We start from the raw sequence: 19,464 nt of genomic DNA, 5'->3' as shown, positions 1-19,464 counted from the left end.
CAACTTTACGCCAAGGCAAAGATCACTAGTGTCGCGCGTCGGGAACAGGTAACGGGCACAGAATCGGCGGTCGGGAACGCCGGCGGCCCGGCAGGGCGGATTGAGGGGCATGCAGGCGCAGGCGCGACGCGGAGACCAAGGCCCGAACACGGCCGGGCCGGAAGGCGAGGGCGAACTCTCGAGCCTCGTGCAGGCGCTCGAATCCCAGCTCGAGCAGGCCAGGGCCAGGATCGTCCGCCTGGAACAGCTTGCCGAGACCGACGAATTGCTGGCCATCGCCAACCGGCGCGCCTTCCAGCGTGCGCTGATGCGCTGCGTGGCTGCCGCGGAACGTCACGGCGACCGCGCCTGCCTGGTCTCGCTGGACGTCAACGGCATGAAGCTGATCAACGACAACTGGGGCCATCCGGCCGGCGATGCCGCCTTGAAGACGGTGGCGCGGGTACTGACCGAGGACACGCGGGCCACCGATGTGGTCGCCCGGATGGGCGGCGACGAGTTCGCGATGATCCTGACCCAGGTGGACGAGGCCGCGGCGGAGGCCAAGTGCCGGAGCCTGGTCGAAAAGGTGCGGCGGACGGGATTCGAGGCCGCCGGCGAGACCATCCCCATCGATCTGGCGTTCGGCGTTGCCGAGGTCACGCCGGGTGCCAGCGCCGACGCGCTGATGGAAGAAGCCGACCGGCGCATGTACCGGATGAAGGCGCTCAGCCGCAATCCCTCGCGTGGACGCCCCTGACCGCGGCGTCTGCGGAGATTGATCCGCGGTTAACGAATACTCATAGTTTCCGGATTCCAATGGTGCCGATGAAGGCGCGGCTGAGGCAGGTTCGGTCATGAGTGCAAGCGCGGACCCGATCGTCCGGGACCGCCGCCGCATGCGGCGGCGGGCGGGGCTTGCGCTTGCGGCCCTGCTGACGGTCGCCGCGGCGGCGATCGTCGCGATCCTGTTCTATGCCGCGAGCGAGCGCGAAAGGCTGATCGAACAGTGGCAGGTGCGGCTCGGCATCGTTGCAGACAGCCGCAAGGCCGCGGTCGAGGGCTGGCTCGATCACCGGCGCGGCGAACTGCTGCGCCTGTCCCGCAACCGCGCCATACAGTACTACCTGATCGACCTGACCGACCCCGACCTGCCGCCGGAGGCGCTGGACAGCCGCCGCCGCTATATCGAGGAACTGCTGGGTCTGGAGGCCGAACGCGGCGGCTACGCCACGCCGCAGAGCGAGATCGCCCGCAATGCCGACCTGGACACGCCGGCGACCGGCGGCGTCGCCGTGCTCGACGCCGAACTTCAGGTCATCGCCCTCAGCCCCGGCATGTCCTTCGTGAAGGGGATCATGCCGGCCGCGCCGCCCGAACTCCTGCAGGGCGGCGTCTTTGTCTCTCCGGTCTACCGGGCCGGCGACGGCGAGCGCATGGTGACCTTTCTCGCCCCCGTGCTGTCGCCCGATGGCGGCGCGGAAGCGGGCATCGGCTTTGTCGTCGCCTTCCGCCGTCTGGGCGAAGATTTCGACGCCGCGCTCCGTCAGCCGGGCGAGGTATTGCGCGAAGCCCGCACCTATCTTCTGGAGAGCGCCGAAGGAGGGCCGCGGCTCATCTCGCCGCTGGAGGACGGCCCGCCGCTCTTTGCCACGGTGACCGGCGCGGAGTCCGTTGCCACCCTGACGGCGACCGCGCCGGCTTCCGGAACCTACAGGGGGCTGTCGGGACGGGAGGTGCTTGCCACCGGCCGGAACATCGCCGGCACCGGCTGGACCCTGGTGCGCAGCGTCGACCGGGAGGCGGCGCTGGCCGAGGGCGTGCAACGTATCCAGGTCATTGCCGGCGCCCTGATGCTGGTCGTGCTGCTGGTGGGCGTCACGGTCGTCGCCGTCTGGCGCAATGCGATCTCCGACCGCCTGGCCGCCGCCGCCAGCGATCTGTCCGAAGCGCTTGCCGAGTCGCGCCGTCTCGGGCGCCTGCTGAAGAACCTTGCCGACGCCGTTCCGAACTCGATCGTCGCCGTCGGTCCCGACGACCGTATCCTCTTCGGCAACACGCCAGCCTTCGAGGGCGCCGGCATCGACGCGGCCGAAGCCGAGGGCAAGCCCATAGCCAGCATCTTCGGGCCCGCGGTGGCCACGCCGCTGGTTCAGGCCAATGCCCGGGTGCGCCAGGACAACGAGATCGTTCACGAGATCGACGACACCGAGATCGAGGGCCGGCGGCGGGTGGTCCGGCGTTTCCATGTGCCGCTGGACGCCGGCGGCGTGCTGATGGTCGCCGAGGACATGACGGAAATCGTCCAGGAGCGGGAGCGCCGCGCCGCGCAGCTCGATGCGCTGGTCGACGTGCTGGTCAATCTCATCGACGCCCGCGACCGCTATGCCGCGAATCATTCGCAGCGCGTCGCGCACCTGTCACGGCGCATGGCCGAGGAGATGAAGCTGGAGCCGGCCATGGTCCACGCCGCGGAAACCGCAGCGCGGCTGATGAATCTCGGCAAGCTGGGTATCGATCCGGCCATTCTCACCAAGTCCGGCGACCTGACCGAGGACGAACTCGCCCTGGTGCGCGACAGCATCCTGCACTCGGCCGATCTGGTCGCGAACATCGACTTCGAAGGGCCGGTGGTCGAGACGCTGCGCCAGCTTCAGGAGCGGCTCGACGGCTCCGGCCGGCCGGCCGGGATCTCGGGGCCGGATTTCCTTCAGCCGGCGCAGATCGTCTCTCTGGCCAACGCCTATGTGGCCCTTATCAGCGAACGCGCGCATCGCGCCGCGCGCACCACTTCGCAGGCGCTGGACCAGCTCTGGCCACAGGCCGGCAAGGTCTGGGACCGGCAGGTGGTGGCTGCGCTGGTCCAGGCGGTCGAGCGCGGCGGCGACTGATGCCGGGTCGGCGCATGGGGGCTGCGATGCTGGCCGCGGCCGGCGTCATGGTTCTGGCGGCGCCGGGGGCCGCGGAACGCTTCGACCCGCACCAGAGCCCGCCCAACGTGCCGCGCAATGTCCAGGACTGGCTGACGCCGCAGGACCGCAAGGAACTCAGGGAACGGCCCGAGGACAGCTCCGTGCAGCTGGAGAACCCGCCCGTCTTCGGCTGGAAGTCCGGACGCGACATGTACTCCTTCGAGGTGGCGATCGAACGCAATGGCGAGCCCTATCTGACCTTCGTCACCACCTCCAACATCTTCCGCCCCGACAGCCCGCTGCCGCCGGGCGCATTCAACTGGCGGGTCAGGCAGCTCGATCAGATCGGCCGGCCGCGCCGCGCCGGCGACAATGGCGGCTGGTCGGTCCCGCGCACCTTCAACCTGCGCGAGGACAGCATCACCCTGCAGGTGCCTGACATCTGGACCGCCTTCGGGAAGGCCGAGACCGCCCGGCGCCCGCGTGCGCTGCCGCCCCGGCCGGCCCGGCTGGACGAGGCGAAGCAGGCGGTCTTCGACGTGGTGCTGGCGCGCTACCTGAAGGAGGCCGGCTCCGCGCCCGCATTCGCCAGCGCGCGCGGCAGCGTCGCCGGCGCAGGGGAGGGGATCGCCCGCAGCCGCGAGGTGCGCGCCCGCCTGCGCCAGATGATCCGCCGCATGAACGACGCCCTTGCGGTCTCGGTCCTGCACCCTGACGAGGCCGTGCGCGACCGCGCGGCGGGGACGGCGGCGATCTACCTGGAAGGCATCGTCGGCTTCGACGCCTTCGGGCGCACCGGTCACGCCGGCGACGACCTGCTGAACATCCGCATCGCCAAGGCGGTGGCGCGCGCCTACGACATCCTCTACCGCCGGATGGATCCGGCGCGGCGGGCCGAGGTACAGCGTCATGTGGAGTTCCGCACCCAGGCGGCCTTCGACTTCTTCCTGCTCAACGACCGGGGCAATCTGGGCCAGTTCACGCTCAGCTCCCACGGTTTCCAGATCGCCACGCACGTGCTGGCGATCGCCGCGCTGATGGCCGGGGATTCCGACCGCGCGACGCTCTGGTTCCGCGATACCTATCCGCTGGTCTCCACGATCGTGACGCCCTGGGGCGGCGACGACGGCGGCTATTCCAACGGCGTCAATTACGGCGTCTGGGAGTTCGTCAACCATGTCGACAGCTGGGACGTCATCCACAATGTGGTCGGCTTCCCCTATTTCGAGACGGCCTGGGTGCGGAACTTCGCCGAGTTCCTGACCTATTTTGCGCCGCCCGGCGTGTCGCAGGCGGGCTTCGGCGACGGCGCCGAGAAGCTGCGACCCGAACTCTGGGCGGAGATCAGCCGCCTCTACGTGGAACGCGGCCGCGGCGAGTACGCCACGGCCCTGCTTGCCGCCTGGCGCGCGCATCTCGACCTGGCGGGAGGGGAGGCGGATGAACTGTCCAACGCCCTTCTGTGGCCTCGGCTGTTCGGGGTGCAGGCCGCGCGTTCGGGGGCGCCGCGCGCCCTCGGGGAGATTCCCGACGCTGCAATCTTCCCCGATATCGGCTGGGCGGCCATCCACAGCGACCTGCCCGACCCGGAGCGCTACTCGATCCTGTTCAAGTCGAGCCAGTTCGGTTCCTTCAGCCACAGCCATGCCGACCAGAACTCGTTCATGGTCATGGGCCAGGGCCGGCCGCTGCTGATCGACAGCGGCTATTACGACGGCTACCGCTCGGCCCATCACAACGGCTGGACCCGTCGCACGGTCGCCCACAACGCCATCACCTATGATGGCGGCAAGGGTCAGCCGATCGACGACCCGACCGCCAAGGGGCGGCTTACCGACTACTGGCGTTGCGGCGGGGCCGTGAAACTCACGGGCAGGGCGGCCAGAGCCTATGGCGGCGACATCGTTGAGGCCGACCGCACCCTGCTGCACCTGCCAGGCGGCCTGCTGCTGGTGCATGACCGCATGGCCGCCGGGACACCGAAGCGGTGGGAATGGAATTTCCACGCAGCTGCGCCCATCCATGCCGTCGGCGACCGCACGGCGCGCATCCGGAACGGGCCAGCGGAGGCCAGTGTCGAATTGCTCGTCGGCCCGCCGGTGCGGCTGGAACTCGCCGAGGGCTTTCCCGAACCGCCGAACGAGCGGCTCATGGGTCCGGCGGCCCAGCAGTATCACGGCGTCTTCGCCGCGGAAGCCGCCAGCGCCGTCTTCGAGACACTGGCGCTTGTCCGCATCGGTGGCGGCGCCGGGCAGCCGGTCACGGCGCGCGAAGGCGAAGGCGGCGGTATCCGCTTCGAGGCCGGGCGCTATTCGGGCAGCTTCGCTGGCGGACGCACCCATCTGCTGGTTGACGGGACGTTGCTCGAAGCGGCGGACTGCGCGGTGCCGCCGCGGACCCTGCTGGCCGGGGGACGGCTCAGGTTCGGCCGCGACTGAGCGCGCTCAGGCCAGGAAACCCTCGAAGATGATATTGGCCGCATGCGCGCGGGCGCGCCGGAGGTCGGACGGCGTCCGCACCGTCCAGGTGATTACCGGCAGATGCTCCGGCACCGTGGGATCCGCCGGCAGGTCCTTGACGTTCCAGGCGACGAAATTCGGGCGGGCGATTTCAATGAATTCAGGTTGGTAGAGCGGTTCTTTCGCGCGCATGCTGAAGCGCAGACTGCGATAGGCGATCAGCCCGCGCGGCCAGTCCGGGCGGTTCTCCGCGAACCATGCCACGATGGCCGGATCGAAGCTCTGCACTGCGAACGGGCCATCGCGCCCGTCCAGCAATGCTGCAACCGCGGGCGCCAGTCCGGGGTCGCCCATCTTCAGCTCGATCAGCAGCGGCAGGTCGGGAAACAGATCGAGCGCCTCGAACAGCGATGGAATCGTCTCCGGGCCGCCCAGCAGACGCAGGCGCTGCAGGTCCTGCAGGCGCCGTCCCGAAACCGGTCCGTCGACGCCGCAGAGGCGCCTCAGTTCACGGTCGTGGAAGACCACAACTTCCCCGTCCGCCGTCGGCTGCACGTCGATTTCGGCGGCATAGCCATGAGCTTCGGCCGCCGCCAGGGCGGCGACGGAATTCTCGGGACGGTCCGGTCCGGGGACGTGCAGCCCGCGATGCGCGATCGGCCGGTCAGTGAGCCAGCCGGGCGCGTTCATCCGATCTCCACGACCGCGTCGATCTCCACCGCCACGCCGAGCGGCAGGGTGTTGGAGCCGACGGCGAAGCGGGCGTGCTTGCCGGCGTCGCCGAATATCTCGACCATCAGGTCAGAGGCGCCGTTGGCCACCACCGGATGCTTGTTGAAGTCGGGCGTGGCGTTGACGAAGCAGCCCAGCTTGACGATCCGCTTCACCCGGTCGAGGTCGCCGCCGCAGGCCGCCTTCACCTGGGCGATGATGTTGAGCGCGCAGGTCCGGGCCGCCTTCTGACCGTCCTCGACCTCGAAGCCGTCGCCGAGACGGCCGATGGACGTCAGCTCGCCGTTCCAGAACGGCACCTGGCCGGCGACGAACACGAGGTCGCCGGAGATGACATAGGGGACGTAGTTGGCGGCGGGACTTGCCGCCCTGGGCAGTTCGATTCCGAGTTCCTGAAGTCTTGCGTCGATGCGACCGGCCATGGTGTTCCTCCCGGGCTTGATGGGCGCGGCCCGTTATCGCCGATCGCGCGGTTGGCGGCAATCGGAGTTCGTCGCATAGTGCGGCCATGGCGGAGGGGCCACTGACAAGCGACGACGGAGAGACACTCGCCTGGCTGAGCCGGGCGGGGCTCGAGGGCATGGCGCCGGAGGCGTTGCTGGCGGCGTTCTGCGAGCGGCTGCAGGACGGCGGGATTCGGCTTGCCCGGGTGCAGATCGCGACGGCGGTGGTCCACCCTGGCATGCGCGGTTTCAGCCTGACCTGGTGGGCCGGCCGGGGCGTGACCGACAGCCAGACATTCAGCCACGACCGGCAGGCGGCGCCCGAATGGTACAGAAGCCCGGGCGCCTACATGTTCGCCAATGATGTCGATGCGATCACGGCGCGGCTCGACGGTGGCCAGCGGCTCGAGCCGTGGTTCGATCTCTACGACGATCTGCGCGCCGCCGGTCTCACCGGCTACCATACCGAGGTCTTTCCCTTCGGATGGTCGTCCAGCGCGGATCGGGCGACCGGCATCCCGGAGCTCGGCGTTGTCACGTCGTGGAGCACCGACCGGCCGGGCGGGTTCGGCGACGAGCTGGCGCGTCTCAGGGCATTGCTGCCCGTCTTCGCGTTGGCCCTGAAGGGCGGCGTGCTGACCGCCATGGCGGAGACGCTGATGACGACCTATCTGGGTCAGGATGCCGGCCGGCGGGTACTGCATGGCGATATTCATCGGGGCGACACGCGCGTATTGCGCGCGGCGATCCTGCTGGCCGACCTGCGCGGCTTCACCGCGCTGACGGACAGGCTGAGTTCCGAAACGATCGTGGCCATGCTGGATGCCTATCTGGCCGCGATCTGCGAGCCGGTCCAGCGGCTCGGCGGCCAGGTGCTGAAGTTCCTGGGCGACGGCTTGCTGGCGGTGTTCGACGACAGCCACGGCAACCGCGCCGACGCGGCGCTGCAGGCCGCGCGGGATGCGCTCTCGCAGGTCGCGGAAATCAACCGCCGACGCGCGGCGGCAGGGGAGGACTACATGATTCTGGACGTCGCGCTGCATGTCGGCGAGGTGGCCTATGGCAATGTCGGCGGGCCCGACCGGCTGGACTTCACGGTGATCGGTCCGGCGGTGAACGAGGCGGCGCGTATGGAGGCGATCTGCGGCGACCTGGACCGGGCGCTGCTGGTCTCCGCGGCGCTGGCCGACGAACTGTCCGACCGCAGCGGGCTGGATGACCTGGGGGAGCATCGCCTCAGGGGACTGGAGCGCCCGCGGCAACTGTTCGGAGCGCGCGCCGATGGCTGAACCCAACCCGTCCTTCGATGGCTACTATCCTGTCCCCGACTGGGCGCCGCACAGCCGGGCCTGGCTGTCCTGGCCCACCGATCCGACGGAAATGCCGGGCGGCCTGCTGGAATCGCGGGTGACCTTCGCCCACGTGGCGCGGACCGTGGCGCGCTTCGAGCCGGTGCGCATGATCGTCCCGTCCGACGTCGCCAAGGAGGCGTCCCTGACTCTCGGTCCCAGGGTCGAGATCCTGGAGCGGCCCTCGGCCCATGGCTGGATCCGCGATCTGGGCCCGACCTTCCTCAGCACCCGGGACGGACGGGTCAAGACCGTGGGCTGGAAGTTCAACGGCTGGGGCGGGCGTCACATCGTTCACGAGGAGGATCACGGCTTTGCCGAGGAACTGATCCGGCTGATGAACCTGCCCCACTACCGTGGCCCGATCGTGCTGGAGGGCGGCGCCGTCCAGACCGACGGCATGGGCACGGCGCTGGTGACCGAACAGACCCTGCTCAGTCCCAACCGCAACCCGCTGATGGGCCGCCGCGACGTCGAGGAGATCCTGATGAATTTCTTTGGCGTCGTGCACACCGTCTGGCTGGGGGAGGGGATCAGCGGCCTCACCGGCGGCGGCGGGCACGTCGGCCGTTTCTGCCGCTTCGTCCGGCCGGGGGTGATCGCGATCCACTCGCCCGAGGATCCCGAACATCCCGACTTTCGCGCCATGCAGGACAACCTGCATCGCCTCGCCCGCGCGCGCGGGCCCTTCGGTCAGGAACTGGAGGTGCACGAGATCCCCGCGCCCGAACGCATCTCCCCGGCCTCGGCGAGTTATCTCGGTTTCTATCTGGCCAATGGCGCCGTGGTGGTGCCTTCGCTGGACGACCCGCGCGACGAGGAGGCGTTCGGCCTGATCACGGCGCTGTTTCCGGATCGGGAAGCAGCTGCGGTGGAAAGCGAGGCTGTGGGCGGCGCGCTTCACCATCTGGTGCTCGGAGAGCCCGAACCCGCGCCGTTCTGAGCCGGCGCGGCGCGCTCAGAGGCCGATCGGCACCAGGGAAAGCTTGCGGGCGCGCTTGTCGGCGTACATGGCATGGTCGGCCATGGCCATGACATCCGCCAGGCAGGTCCGGCCGTCATAGCCCTGGATACCCAGGGAGACGTTGATGCGGATGGTGCTGCAGCCCTTGCCGATCACCGTCGCGTCCAGGGTGTGCTGCAGTTCCTTCGCCTTGCGCAGGCCGTTGCGCAGCGACGTCCTGGTCAGCACGACCACGAACTCGTCGCCGCCGACGCGGGCGACGATGTCGTCAAGGCGCACATGGTCGGAAATGATCTCGGCCACCTTCTGCAGCACCTTGTCGCCGCGGGCGTGGCCGTGCTTGTCGTTGATGCCCTTGAAGTCGTCGACGTCGATGTAGCAGATGACGCCTTCCTCGTCGTGACGGTTCGCGGCGGAAAGCAGCTGCTCCAGGGCGGCCTCGAGGCCGCGGCGGTTGATCAGGCCGGTAAGCTCGTCGGTGCGGGCCAGCGCTTCCAGTTCGGCGATCTTCTCGCGCTGCTCCTGGATTTCGCGTTCCGCATTGGCCGCGAAATCGATGATGCGCTCCAGGAGGATCAGTCGTTCGCCGTCATAATTGGCGTCGGGCACTGAGAACCGCCGTACGATCTCGGTGGCCAGTCGGCCGACCATGGGGGCGTCGCTCAGTGCTTCGGGGATTACGGCTAGGCTCATCGGTTCCGCTCCGAGGTTCTTCTGCAACTCTTCGCGGGGTTCATTGAGCAAGCGCCGTGCCGCGCCCTCCATGACGCGTTTTCAACGACTTAGGTGATCGAAGGGGGCGGTATCGGCGTGCCGCCGGAAATTTCTGCCGCCCTTCACAGGGCCGTGGGGCAAGGCTTGCCGGTAAAGAAGGCGTCGAGATTGTCGAGGCAGCAGAAGCCCATGGCGTCCCGCGTGCCGAAGGTGGCGCTGCCCAGATGCGGCAGCAGGAACGCGTTGGTCAGACCGCGATAGCGGGGATCGAGGTCCGGTTCGCCGGCGAAGACGTCCAGGCCGGCGGCGAAGAGCCGGCCGCTGGTCAGCGCCGCGATCACGGCGTCGTCGTCGACGATGTCGCCGCGGGCGGTATTCACCAGAACGGCGTCCTTCGGCATCGCGTCGATCAAGGCGGCATCGACGAGGCCGCGGGTCTCGGCCGTGGAAGGGCAGTTGACCGAAAGGAAATCGGAAACCGCCGCGAGCGCTTCGGGACTGTCGTGATAGACTGCGCCCTCTTCAAGGTCCGCGGGCAGCGGGCGGCGGTTGTGATAGTGGATCTCCAGTCCGAAGCCGCGTGCGCGGCGGGCGATGGCGCGGCCGATCCCGCCCATGCCGAGAATCCCGAGGCGTGCGCTGCCCAGATCCTTGCCGAGCAGCATGGTGGTGTGCCAGCGGTTCCAGCGGCCCTCGCGCACCAGGCTCTGGCCCTCGTGTCCGCGCCGCGCGGCGCCGAGCAGCAGCAGGATCGCCAGGTCGGCGACGGCCTCGTTCAGTACCTCCGGCGTGTTGGTCACGGTCCGGCCGCCGGCTTTCACGGCTTCGACGTCGATGTGCTCGTGCCCGACGGAGAAGGTCGAGATGATCCGGACACTGTCAGGCAGCGCGGCGGCGAGTTCGGCGGTGATCTTCTCGGAACTGCAGATCAGCATTGCGTCCTTGCCCTCGGCCGCGCGGAGCAGCGTTTCGGGCGGCATGATCACGTCCTCGGGGTTGAAGACAGCGTCGTAGTCGCGCGCGGCGCGGGCGGTCACGGCGTCAGGCATCCGGCGGGTGACGAGCAGGCGCGGCCGGTCGGACATCCTTTTGCCCCAATGCTTGTATTTGCTCGGTCGAAAGATCAGGTTATGCGCAATCTTTCCGCAGTGCGAGATGATGATGAAACGACTGACCATAATGCTGGCGACGTTGCTTTTCGCCGGCCCCGCCCTGGCCGCCTCGGGCCTGACGCCGCACCGTGCGGTCTACGACATGGAACGGCTGCAGCGCGCGAGCGGGTCGGCCTTCGCGCAGGTCAGCGGCCGGATGGTCTATCATTACGACCGCACTTGCGACGGGGTGACCTACAATCACCGCATGCTGCTGGATCTGGTCACCGCCCAGGGCTCGGAACTTCAGACCGAGACCGTGCTGAGCTTCTTCGAGACCGGGGATGGACTGAATCTCCGCTTCCAGGTGCGGGAGATATTCGACGGCGTCGAGGCGACGGCGCTGGAGGGCAAGGTCACACGCAGCGACGTCGATTCGCCGGGCCGCATCACCTACAGCCGGCGGGAAGGCGTCGAAGGTGACGCGCCCGAGACGCTGCCGCCGGGGGTCCTGTTTCCGCTGCAGCACACGCGCGACCTGATCCAGGCGGCGGTGGACGGGGCGGTCACGCACAACGCGCGTACCTTCGATGGCGACGAACTCTCTCTGGTGGACAGTTTCATCCGCCCCTATGAGGGCGAGTGGGAGAAGGCGGTGCCCGATTCCATGGACGGCCAGAAGGTCTGGACCACCCGGGTGTCCTTCTACAAGCCGGACCAGGCGGAAGCCGCCCCCTACTACGAAACCCAGATGCGGTTCTGGGAGAACGGGTTGTCGGGCGACTTCACGATGGAGACGACCGATCTCGCGGTGCAGGCGCGCCTGACCGAGGTGGAGATCTACGACAAGCCCGACTGCGACTGAGCGCGCTTGCACTGGTGTTCGTGTAGAGCGGGTTGAGGGTAACCCGTACCGGGATCAAGTTTCGACCAATTACGTCGAGCGGAACGACCTGACCATACGGATGTCGATTCGCCGGTTTACACGGCTGACGAATGCGTAATCGAAGAAGGCTGAACACCACGCGCATGCGATCACGCAGCACTTAATGTACCATAATTTTTGAAGGTGCATTCGTCCCTGCGGATGTCCCGGGCGATGGCTTCTTGCGTCTCGGATTGGCTGCGGAATATAGAAGATATTGTTAAGTACGTCGAAAATACCGACCCTGCTTCGAAGAAACGCTGATTGCATAGGGAAAAAATAAATGTTCGATCCTGTATTTAGAAATATAGTATTAAATTTGTTGGGAGGATCAGCTGCTCTGACTGCCTCATTGGCAAATATAATTGTATATATTCTCGGTGCTGCAACGGCAGTATCTATGGTTGTGATTGTAATAATGACACCGTGGGATTTTCTGGTATGGTTGTTTAACGCTGACTGGAGAACGACAGAATTCAAGGCGAGTTTGTATTCACTTGCTGTGTTGTTTGGCGGTCTTATCCTTGTTGGCCCGTTTGTATTGACTCGAAATTGGCTGAGGCGGTTCGAGGACTGGTGTGATCGCAATGTAATTTCAATCTGAGACACTGCCAGCGCGCTGCCTCGGTTGACTTGACGCTGAGGCGCGCGTAAGAACCCGGCTTCAACCGGAAAGGCTTGACCTTTCGTGCGGCCCCGGGACGGGGAAGTACACACCGGCCGACGAGTTTCGTCCGCCGGTGCATTTTGCGTTGCGCCGACCGGATGAAGCGAAACCGAAGGGCCGGGACCGATGTTCGATAGCTTGAGCGACAGACTGGGCGACGTCTTCGGGCGGCTGCGCAAGCGCGGCGCCCTGTCGGAGAAGGATGTCGACGAGGCGCTCCGCGAGGTCCGGGTCGCGCTGCTGGAAGCCGATGTCGCCCTGTCGGTGGTGAAGGATTTCGTCGCCGAGGTGAAGAAGCAGGCGGTCGGCCAGGAGGTCGTCCGCTCCGTCTCGCCGGCGCAGATGGTGGTCAAGATCGTCAACGATCACCTGATCGAGGTCCTGGGCAGGGAGACCGAGGAACTCTCCCTCAATGCCGCTCCGCCGGTGCCGATCCTGATCGTCGGACTGCAGGGTTCGGGCAAGACCACCTCGACGGCCAAGATTGCCTACAGGCTGAAGAACCGGGAAAAGAAGAAGGTCCTGATGGCCTCGCTGGACGTCCGCCGTCCGGCGGCCCAGGAGCAGCTCAGGGTGCTGGGCGAGCAGGCGGAGGTTCCGACCCTGCCCGTCGTGCAGGGGCAGATGCCCGTCGATATCGCGAAGCGCGCCATGCAGTCCGCCAGACTGCAGGGTTATGACGTCGTCCTTCTCGACACCGCCGGCCGGCTGCATGTCGACGAGCAGCTGATGCAGGAGGTCGCCGCCGTCCGCGACGCGGTGAACCCGCACGAGACCCTGCTGGTCGCGGATGCGCTGACGGGCCAGGACGCCGTCAACGTGGCGAAGCAGTTCGACGAGCGCGTCGGCGTGACCGGCATCATGCTGACCCGCGTCGACGGCGATGGCCGCGGCGGCGCGGCGCTGTCGATGCGCGCGGTCACCGGCCGGCCCATCAAGCTGATCGGTGTCGGCGAGAAGATGGACGCGCTGGAGGCCTTCCACCCCGACCGCATCGCCAACCGCATCCTCGGCATGGGCGACGTCGTGGGCCTGGTCGAGAAGGCCCAGGAATCGATCCAGGAAGAGGACGCGAAGAAGCTCGCCGCCCGGATGAAGAAGGGCGAGTTCGACCTCGAGGATCTGCGCGGTCAGCTCCAGCAGATGCAGAAGATGGGCGGGCTGGAAGGGCTGGCGGGCATGCTGCCCGGCGCCAGACAGGTCAAGCAGCAGCTCGCGGACGCCAATATCGATCCGAAGATGCTCCGGCGTCAGGAGGCGATCATCGGCTCCATGACGCCGAAGGAGCGGCGCAATCCCAAGCTCATCAACGCCTCCCGCAAGAAGCGCATCGCCGCCGGTTCGGGCACCACGGTGCCCGACGTCAACCGCGTGCTGAAGCAGTGGAAGCAGATGTCGGTGATGATGAAGAAGGTCAGGAAGCTCGGCAAATCCGGCATGATGCGGGCCGGGCTTCAAGGCATCCTGCCCCGCATGTAGGCGGGGCGCGAGACGAACCCGAAGCAAGGAGAAAAGTTAAACATGGCCGTGAAGATCAGGCTGTCCCGTGGCGGCGCCAAGAGGCGCCCCTTCTACCGTATCGTCGTCGCCGACGCCCGCGCCATGCGCGATGGCGGCTTCATCGAGCGCATCGGCCATTACGACCCGATGCTGCCCAAGGACCGCGAAGACCGGGTCGTCATCGATCTGGAGCGTGCGAAGCACTGGCTGTCCGTCGGCGCCCAGCCGACCGACCGCATCTCCAAGTTCCTGGAGAAGGAAGGCGTGCTGGAGCCCAAGACCCGCAACAATCCCCAGAAGGCCAAGCCCGGCACCAAGGCGCAGGAGCGCATCGAGGCCGCGCGTCTGAAGGCGGAGGAAGCGGCCCAGGCCAAGGCTGACGCCGAGGCGGCGCCCGCCGAAGCGGAAGCTCCGGCCGAGGAAGCTCCGGCCGAAGAAACCCAGGCCGAGGAAGTTCCGGCGGAGGAGAAAGCGGCCGAATCCTGACCGGGTTCCGACGCCGCCGGTGCCGCCATGCCCGCAGGTAAAGTCGCCGTTGCCGTTGTCACGGGCGCCCATGGCGTGAAGGGACGGGTGCGCCTGAAGACCTTCACCGAAACGCCGGAAGACGTCGCCGCCTATGGGCCGCTGACCGACGAGAACGGCGAACGCGCCTTCCGGGTGACCGTGACGGGGACCGCGAAGGAAGGTGTCGTCGCGGGACTTTCGGGCGTCGGCGATCGGGACGCGGCGCTGGCGCTGAAGGGTCTGGTGCTGCATGCCGATCGCGCAGCGTTGCCGGACCTGGACGATGCGGAGGACTTCTACCACGCCGACCTGATCGGCCTTGTTGTGGAGACGGCGGAAGGCCAGCGGATCGGCCGGGTGCGGGCAATTCATGATTTCGGCGCCGGAGACGTGCTCGACATCAAGCCGGCCAAGGGCAGCGCGCTGATGTTGCCTTTCACCCGCGACGCGGTGCCCGAGGTGGATGTCGCCGGCGGGCGGCTTGTCGTCGTCCTGCCCGACGAGATCGAGGTGATCGACACTGGCGAACCGGAGGAGCCGGACGGCGAGGCCGGGAAGGCGGGATGAGCGGGCCCGCATTCGGCGCGACGGTGCTGACGCTCTACCCGGAAGTGTTTCCCGGACCGCTGGGCGTCGCACTGGCCGGAAAAGCGCTGGAAGCGGGGATCTGGACGCTGAAAACAGTGGACATCCGGGGCTTCGCTCATGATAAACACCGCTCCGTCGACGACGCGCCGTTCGGGGGCGGCGCCGGCATGGTCATGCGCCCCGATGTGCTGGCGGCCGCGATCGACGCCAGCCACGCGGCCGGCGGTCCGCTGATCTACTTCAGCCCGCGCGGGCGGAGGCTGGATCAGGAACTGGTCGGGACGGTCAGGGAGGCCGGGTCGGCCACGCTGATCTGCGGCCGGTTCGAGGGCGTCGACCAGCGGGTGCTGGACGCCCGCGGCGTGATGGAGGTCAGCCTCGGCGACTTCGTGTTGTCGGGCGGCGAGTATGCAGCGCTGGCGCTGATGGATGCGGTGGTGCGGCTGTTGCCCGGTGTGGCGGGCAATGCCGACAGCCTTGCGGAAGAGAGCTTCGCGGACGGGCTTCTCGAATATCCGCACTACACCCGTCCGCGGGATTGGGAGGGAATGACCCCTCCTGGGATATTGTTGAGCGGCGACCACGCCCGCATCCGCGCCTGGCGGAAAGCCGAATCGGAACGGCTGACCCGGGAACGGAGACCGGACCTCTGGCGACGCTACACGAACGAAGAAGGTTGAGAGAGATGAACCTCATCGACGAGATCAACGCCGCCGAGATCGCGCGCGTCACGGAAGGCAAGACCATCCCGGTGTTCCAGCCGGGCGACACCGTGCGCGTGAACGTGCGCGTGACCGAGGGCAACCGCGAACGCGTGCAGGCCTTCGAAGGCGTCTGCATCGCCCGGCGCAACCGGGGTCTGAATTCCTCCTTCACGGTCCGCAAGATTTCCTACGGCGAGGGCGTGGAGCGCATCTTCCCGCTCTATTCGCCCTCGATCGACAGCATCGACGTCGTGCGCCGCGGCAAGGTCCGCCGCGCGAAGCTCTATTACCTGCGCGGCCGCCGCGGCAAGTCGGCCCGCATCGCCGAGCGCCGCGTGGAACGCGCCGCGAAGAAGTAAGGCCGGACTTTCCGGCAAGCAGCGATCAGGCGTCCTTCTCCCGGCCCGGGGGGAGGACGCTTTCCGTTTCGGCGATCGACACCTCGACGCGCCGGGCGACCAGCTCCCTGGCGCTCACCGCAAGCAGCTTGAGACGGCCCGTGGCCTGCAGGATCAGTGCGCCCACTGTTTCCGCGAGCAGGCCGGCGACGATCGCGCGCGCGCGACCGTCATCGAGTCCGGGCGCGATGGCGCGCAGCGCGCCGATTTTCAGGTCGATGGTCTTTTCCAGCCCGGCGTTGAGCCGGCGGTCGGCTTCCGGCCCGAGACCGCGCCGCCGCGCGCCGCCGAACAGGTAGAGCCCCAGTTCGAGCTCGTCCGGCCGCGCCGCGTAGAAGCTGTACATGCCGCCCAGCACCGTCCGGGCCCGCCGGTGCGGATCCGTCTCGGTTTCGCCGGCCGCCCGCACCTGGGCGGCGAGTTCGTCCAGGCTGTCCTCCAGCAGGGCGGCGTACATGGCCTCCTTGTCGGCGAAGTGCAGATAGAGCGTGCCGACGGCGCAGCCGGCCGCCTCGGCGATGGCCCGCATGGTCGCGCCGTCGAGACCGCGTTCCATGAAGACGCCTTGCGCCGCCTCGAGAAGCTGCGCGCGCCGGAAGCCGCGGATGGCCGCGCGCCGCTCGGCCCGGCGCGTCGCGCTCATCGTCCCGTTTTCAGTTCGCGGCCCTCCGGAATGGCCTGACCGCTGTCCCGATGGGCGACCGCGGTGTGGAAGCCCTCGCGCTCGGCGAGGTCCTTGAACCACATGCCTTCGGGCGAATGGCGGGTCATGCCGTCGAACAGCGTGGCGAACATCTGGGTATGGCGCAGGCCCATGATGTCGATGGCCTGGTTGATCATCATCTTCTGCATCATGAGCTGGTTCTTCGGCACGCCGGCCATGCGTTGCGCCAGGGTCTGGACCCGGTCCTCCAGCTCCGCTTCCGGCACGGCGTCGAGCACCAGGCCGATCCGTTTCGCCTCCGCGCCGTCGATCAGGTCGCCGGTGAGCAGCATGCGCTTCGCCATTTCCGGGCCGAGGCGGTAGACCCACATCGCCGTGGTGGGGCAGCCCCAGACCCGTGCGGGCGGATAGCCGATCTGAGCATTCTCGGCCATGACCACGAAATCGCAGGAGAGCGCGATGTCGCTGCCGCCGGCGACGGCGTAGCCGTGCACCTTGGCGATGGTCGGCTTGTCGCTGCGCCAGAGTGTCATGAACTTCTCCGTGCAGTCCCGCATCCACTTGTAGTCGATCATCGGATCCCACGGCATGGACTGGACGCCGGGATTCTCGCCCTCGGCTTCAGCGTATTCCTTGAGGTCGTAGCCGGCGCAGAAGGCCCGGCCGGCGCCCTGGACGACAATCGCGTGGATCTCGTCGTCGGCATTCGCGCGCGCCACCGCGGCGGCGATCTCGCCGGGCATGCCGCTGCCGATGGCATTCAGCCGGTCCGGCCTGTCGAGCGTGATCCGCGCGATGCGGCCTTCCTTCTCGTAACGGACCGTCTCGAAAGCATCGTCAGCCATTGGATTGAACCTTGATCAGTAGAATGAACAGCGTTCATTCTAGATCGGCCGACGGCATGATCAAGCGTTTGCGTGGCGTTGAGGGAACCGGAACCCGGGCCGTACCTGCGGACCTTGCCGCGATCAGACCATCCGGTTGACGGAAAGCGCTGTCGGCGCGCGATAGGCGTTGCGCGCCAGGGTCGCGGCCTGGACGCGCCCATTGGCGCCATAGCCGTCCGCCGGCGCCTTGTTGCGGGCGGCGCGCTCGGCCACGGCGTGGACCAGCCCCTCGGTGACTGACTTCATGCGCACGACCATGCGGGCGTGCCGCGCCATGGCGGTCTCCAGCGCGCGGCCGGTGTCGATCAGTATCTGGCGTTCCTCGGGACGGATGCGGACACGGCCCGAACGTATCATGTCGACTTCGGCGCGGTAGCGTTCGATCAGGTCGCGCTTCCGGGCCTCGGTGTCGGCGAGCTTCGGGGGCTGCCGGGCTTCCAGGCAGGCGTTTTCGGTCTCGATCAGCTCGATCAGGCGGCGGGCGCTCTCGGTCACGGCGGCGGGGCCGCTTTCGGTGCTCATTCCGTGCTCTCCTGCAGTTTCAGGATCTCGCGGTAGATGGCGTCGGCGATGCCGATCCCGCCCATCTCGGCGACGGCCTCGCCATATTTCTCATTCATCACCGACTGGAAGGCTTCCTCGCCCTTGCCGCCGGCGAAGGCGCCGTCGGGGTCGACGCCCATCTTCATGTGCGCCAGCATCTGGGAGATGAACACCGCCTCGAAGTCCTCGGCGGTTTCCCTGGCCTTCTTCTGCGCCGCGCTCTGCGGCGCCTCCGGTGCGGCCGGGACGATGTTGCGGGCGGCGTTGAGCTGTTCGAAACCGGCCATCACATCACCTCGATTTCCGCCTGCAGCGCGCCGGCGGCCTTGATGGTCTGAAGGATGGAGATCATGTCGCGCGGGCCCACGCCGAGGGCGTTCAGGCCATCGACGAGCTGCTGCAGGCTGACGCCCTGCTCGAGCACCGTCAGCTTGCGGTCCTCGCCCTCGTCGATCTGGATGGCGGTGCGGTCCACGGTCTCGGTGTTGCCCTGCGCGGCGAAGGCGTTGGGCTGGCTGACCTGCGGCGTTTCGGTCACGGTGACCGTCAGATTGCCCTGGGCGATGGCGATCTCGTCCACCCGCACGTCGCGGCCCATGACGATGACGCCGGCCTTTTCGTCGATGACGATGCGGGCGATCTGATCGGTTTCGACGCGCACCTGCTCGATCTCCGCCAGCAGGCCGACCATGTCGAGGCGGCGGTCTTCCGGGATCGCCAGCACGACGGTCGTCGGGTCGACGGCCTTGGAGATGCGCTTGCCCAGCTGGCCGTTGATCGCCTCCTCGACCCGCATGGCGGTGGTCAGGTCCGGGTTGCGCAGGCTGAGCCGCATCTGGTTCATGTGCACCAGTTCGAAGCCGGTCTCGCGCTCGACGATGCCGCCGTTGGAGATGCGCCCGACGGTGGGAATGTTCTTGGTGACGGTCTGGGCGTTGCCGGTGGCGCTGAAGCCGCCGACGATGATCGGACCCTGGGCCACGGCATAGACCTCGCCGTCGGCGCCGATCAGCGGGGTGACCAGCAGCGTGCCGCCAAGCAGGCTTTCGGCGTCGCCCATGGAGTTGACCACCACGTCGATGCGGGAGCCCTGCCGCCCGAAGGCCGGCAGGTCGGCGGTGACCATCACTGCGGCAACGTTCTCGGTGTTGATGTTCTGGTCGCGGGTATTGACGCCCAGCCGCTCCAGCATTGCCTCCAGGCTCTGCTGGGTGAATGGGGAGTTGTTCAGGGTGTCGCCCGTGCCCTGCAGGCCGACGACCAGGCCGTAGCCCACCAGCGGGTTGTCGCGGATGCCTTCGAACTCGACGATGTCCTTCAGCCGGACCGAGGACGCCTCCGAAGGTGCGGCCGCGAGGACGGCGAATGTTCCGATGAGCGCGGCGAGTACGGTACGAAGCATGGTTCTGCCCTGTGAGATGCTGTTCTGGCGGCATCC

The 19,464-nt window shown here is 67.5% G+C and carries 20 protein-coding genes; 11 read left to right on the top strand and 9 right to left on the bottom strand.

Translation table 11 applies throughout. The features are described 5' to 3' along the window. The first annotated feature begins 100 nt into the window (after positions 1-100). The 3 genes from TEF_13330 to TEF_13320 all read left to right on the top strand — a co-directional run bounded on the left by TEF_13330 (position 101) and on the right by TEF_13320 (position 5,329). Positions 101-739, top strand: coding sequence for a hypothetical protein (locus TEF_13330; protein ANK81668.1), 639 nt, complete (start codon positions 101-103; stop codon positions 737-739). Between the two features lie 97 nt (positions 740-836). Next, the gene (locus TEF_13325; GenBank protein ID ANK81667.1) at positions 837-2,870 is read left to right on the top strand and encodes a hypothetical protein; all 2,034 of its coding nucleotides are present in this window, start codon (positions 837-839) and stop codon (positions 2,868-2,870) included. Positions 2,871-2,896: 26 nt separating this feature from the next. Next, positions 2,897-5,329: a hypothetical protein gene (locus TEF_13320; protein ANK81666.1), complete on the top strand. Its 2,433-nt coding sequence runs from the start codon at positions 2,897-2,899 to the stop codon at positions 5,327-5,329. A 6-nt stretch (positions 5,330-5,335) separates the two neighbouring features. Here the strand turns inward: TEF_13320 and TEF_13315 are convergent, their stop codons facing one another. Both TEF_13315 and TEF_13310 read right to left on the bottom strand, forming a co-directional pair. Next, positions 5,336-6,040, bottom strand: a complete 705-nt coding sequence (locus tag TEF_13315; protein ID ANK81665.1) for a hypothetical protein — start codon at positions 6,038-6,040, stop codon at positions 5,336-5,338. After that, entirely contained in the window at positions 6,037-6,504 is a 468-nt protein-coding gene (locus TEF_13310; GenBank protein ANK81664.1) for a hypothetical protein, read from the bottom strand. The genes TEF_13315 and TEF_13310 overlap by 4 nt, the downstream gene beginning before the upstream one ends. 86 nt (positions 6,505-6,590) lie before the next feature. Here TEF_13310 and TEF_13305 point away from each other — a divergent pair, with 86 nt between their 5' ends. Both TEF_13305 and TEF_13300 read left to right on the top strand, forming a co-directional pair. Further along, positions 6,591-7,814, top strand: a complete 1,224-nt coding sequence (locus TEF_13305; protein ID ANK81663.1) for a hypothetical protein — start codon at positions 6,591-6,593, stop codon at positions 7,812-7,814. Then, a complete protein-coding gene (locus TEF_13300; GenBank protein ID ANK81662.1) occupies positions 7,807-8,817 on the top strand; it encodes a hypothetical protein in 1,011 nt (336 codons plus the stop codon). Before TEF_13305 ends, TEF_13300 begins: the two co-directional genes overlap by 8 nt. A gap of 15 nt (positions 8,818-8,832) precedes the next feature. On the opposite strand, the gene TEF_13295 is transcribed toward TEF_13300, so the two are convergent. Both TEF_13295 and TEF_13290 read right to left on the bottom strand, forming a co-directional pair. After that, positions 8,833-9,414 carry a hypothetical protein gene (locus TEF_13295; GenBank protein ANK83473.1) on the bottom strand — a complete coding sequence of 194 codons (582 nt, stop codon included), beginning with the start codon at positions 9,412-9,414 and terminating at the stop codon, positions 8,833-8,835. Between the two features lie 260 nt (positions 9,415-9,674). Next, the gene (locus TEF_13290) at positions 9,675-10,637 is read right to left on the bottom strand and encodes a D-glycerate dehydrogenase (GenBank protein ANK81661.1); all 963 of its coding nucleotides are present in this window, start codon (positions 10,635-10,637) and stop codon (positions 9,675-9,677) included. A 70-nt stretch (positions 10,638-10,707) separates the two neighbouring features. Between TEF_13290 and TEF_13285 the strand changes: the two genes are divergently transcribed. The 6 genes from TEF_13285 to TEF_13260 all read left to right on the top strand — a co-directional run bounded on the left by TEF_13285 (position 10,708) and on the right by TEF_13260 (position 15,893). Continuing rightward, positions 10,708-11,508, top strand: a complete 801-nt coding sequence (locus tag TEF_13285) for a hypothetical protein (GenBank protein ANK81660.1) — start codon at positions 10,708-10,710, stop codon at positions 11,506-11,508. Between the two features lie 853 nt (positions 11,509-12,361). After that, a complete protein-coding gene (locus TEF_13280) occupies positions 12,362-13,714 on the top strand; it encodes a signal recognition particle protein (GenBank protein ID ANK81659.1) in 1,353 nt (450 codons plus the stop codon). A gap of 42 nt (positions 13,715-13,756) precedes the next feature. After that, a complete protein-coding gene (locus TEF_13275) occupies positions 13,757-14,221 on the top strand; it encodes a 30S ribosomal protein S16 (protein ID ANK81658.1) in 465 nt (154 codons plus the stop codon). Positions 14,222-14,248: 27 nt separating this feature from the next. Next, entirely contained in the window at positions 14,249-14,809 is a 561-nt protein-coding gene (locus TEF_13270) for a 16S rRNA processing protein RimM (GenBank protein ID ANK81657.1), read from the top strand. Then, a complete protein-coding gene (locus tag TEF_13265) occupies positions 14,806-15,510 on the top strand; it encodes a tRNA (guanosine(37)-N1)-methyltransferase TrmD (GenBank protein ID ANK81656.1) in 705 nt (234 codons plus the stop codon). The genes TEF_13270 and TEF_13265 overlap by 4 nt, the downstream gene beginning before the upstream one ends. A 5-nt stretch (positions 15,511-15,515) precedes the next feature. After that, positions 15,516-15,893: a 50S ribosomal protein L19 gene (locus TEF_13260; GenBank protein ID ANK81655.1), complete on the top strand. Its 378-nt coding sequence runs from the start codon at positions 15,516-15,518 to the stop codon at positions 15,891-15,893. A 25-nt stretch (positions 15,894-15,918) separates the two neighbouring features. On the opposite strand, the gene TEF_13255 is transcribed toward TEF_13260, so the two are convergent. The 5 genes from TEF_13255 to flgI all read right to left on the bottom strand — a co-directional run bounded on the left by TEF_13255 (position 15,919) and on the right by flgI (position 19,428). Continuing rightward, positions 15,919-16,575, bottom strand: coding sequence for a hypothetical protein (locus tag TEF_13255; protein ID ANK81654.1), 657 nt, complete (start codon positions 16,573-16,575; stop codon positions 15,919-15,921). After that, the gene (locus tag TEF_13250; protein ANK81653.1) at positions 16,572-17,441 is read right to left on the bottom strand and encodes an enoyl-CoA hydratase; all 870 of its coding nucleotides are present in this window, start codon (positions 17,439-17,441) and stop codon (positions 16,572-16,574) included. The genes TEF_13255 and TEF_13250 overlap by 4 nt, the downstream gene beginning before the upstream one ends. A 123-nt stretch (positions 17,442-17,564) precedes the next feature. Beyond that, a complete protein-coding gene (locus TEF_13245) occupies positions 17,565-18,005 on the bottom strand; it encodes a hypothetical protein (protein ANK81652.1) in 441 nt (146 codons plus the stop codon). Continuing rightward, entirely contained in the window at positions 18,002-18,313 is a 312-nt protein-coding gene (locus TEF_13240; GenBank protein ANK81651.1) for a hypothetical protein, read from the bottom strand. The genes TEF_13245 and TEF_13240 overlap by 4 nt, the downstream gene beginning before the upstream one ends. Continuing rightward, positions 18,313-19,428 carry a flagellar biosynthesis protein FlgA gene (gene flgI / locus TEF_13235; GenBank protein ID ANK81650.1) on the bottom strand — a complete coding sequence of 372 codons (1,116 nt, stop codon included), beginning with the start codon at positions 19,426-19,428 and terminating at the stop codon, positions 18,313-18,315. The genes TEF_13240 and flgI overlap by 1 nt, the downstream gene beginning before the upstream one ends. Positions 19,429-19,464 lie beyond the last annotated feature (36 nt).

It is taken from the genome of Rhizobiales bacterium NRL2 (assembly GCA_001664005.1).
Classification (GTDB): domain Bacteria; phylum Pseudomonadota; class Alphaproteobacteria; order Minwuiales; family Minwuiaceae; genus Minwuia.
The sequence above is the reverse complement of the archived record's forward strand: the minus strand, read 5'-3'. Positions and strand labels throughout refer to the sequence as shown.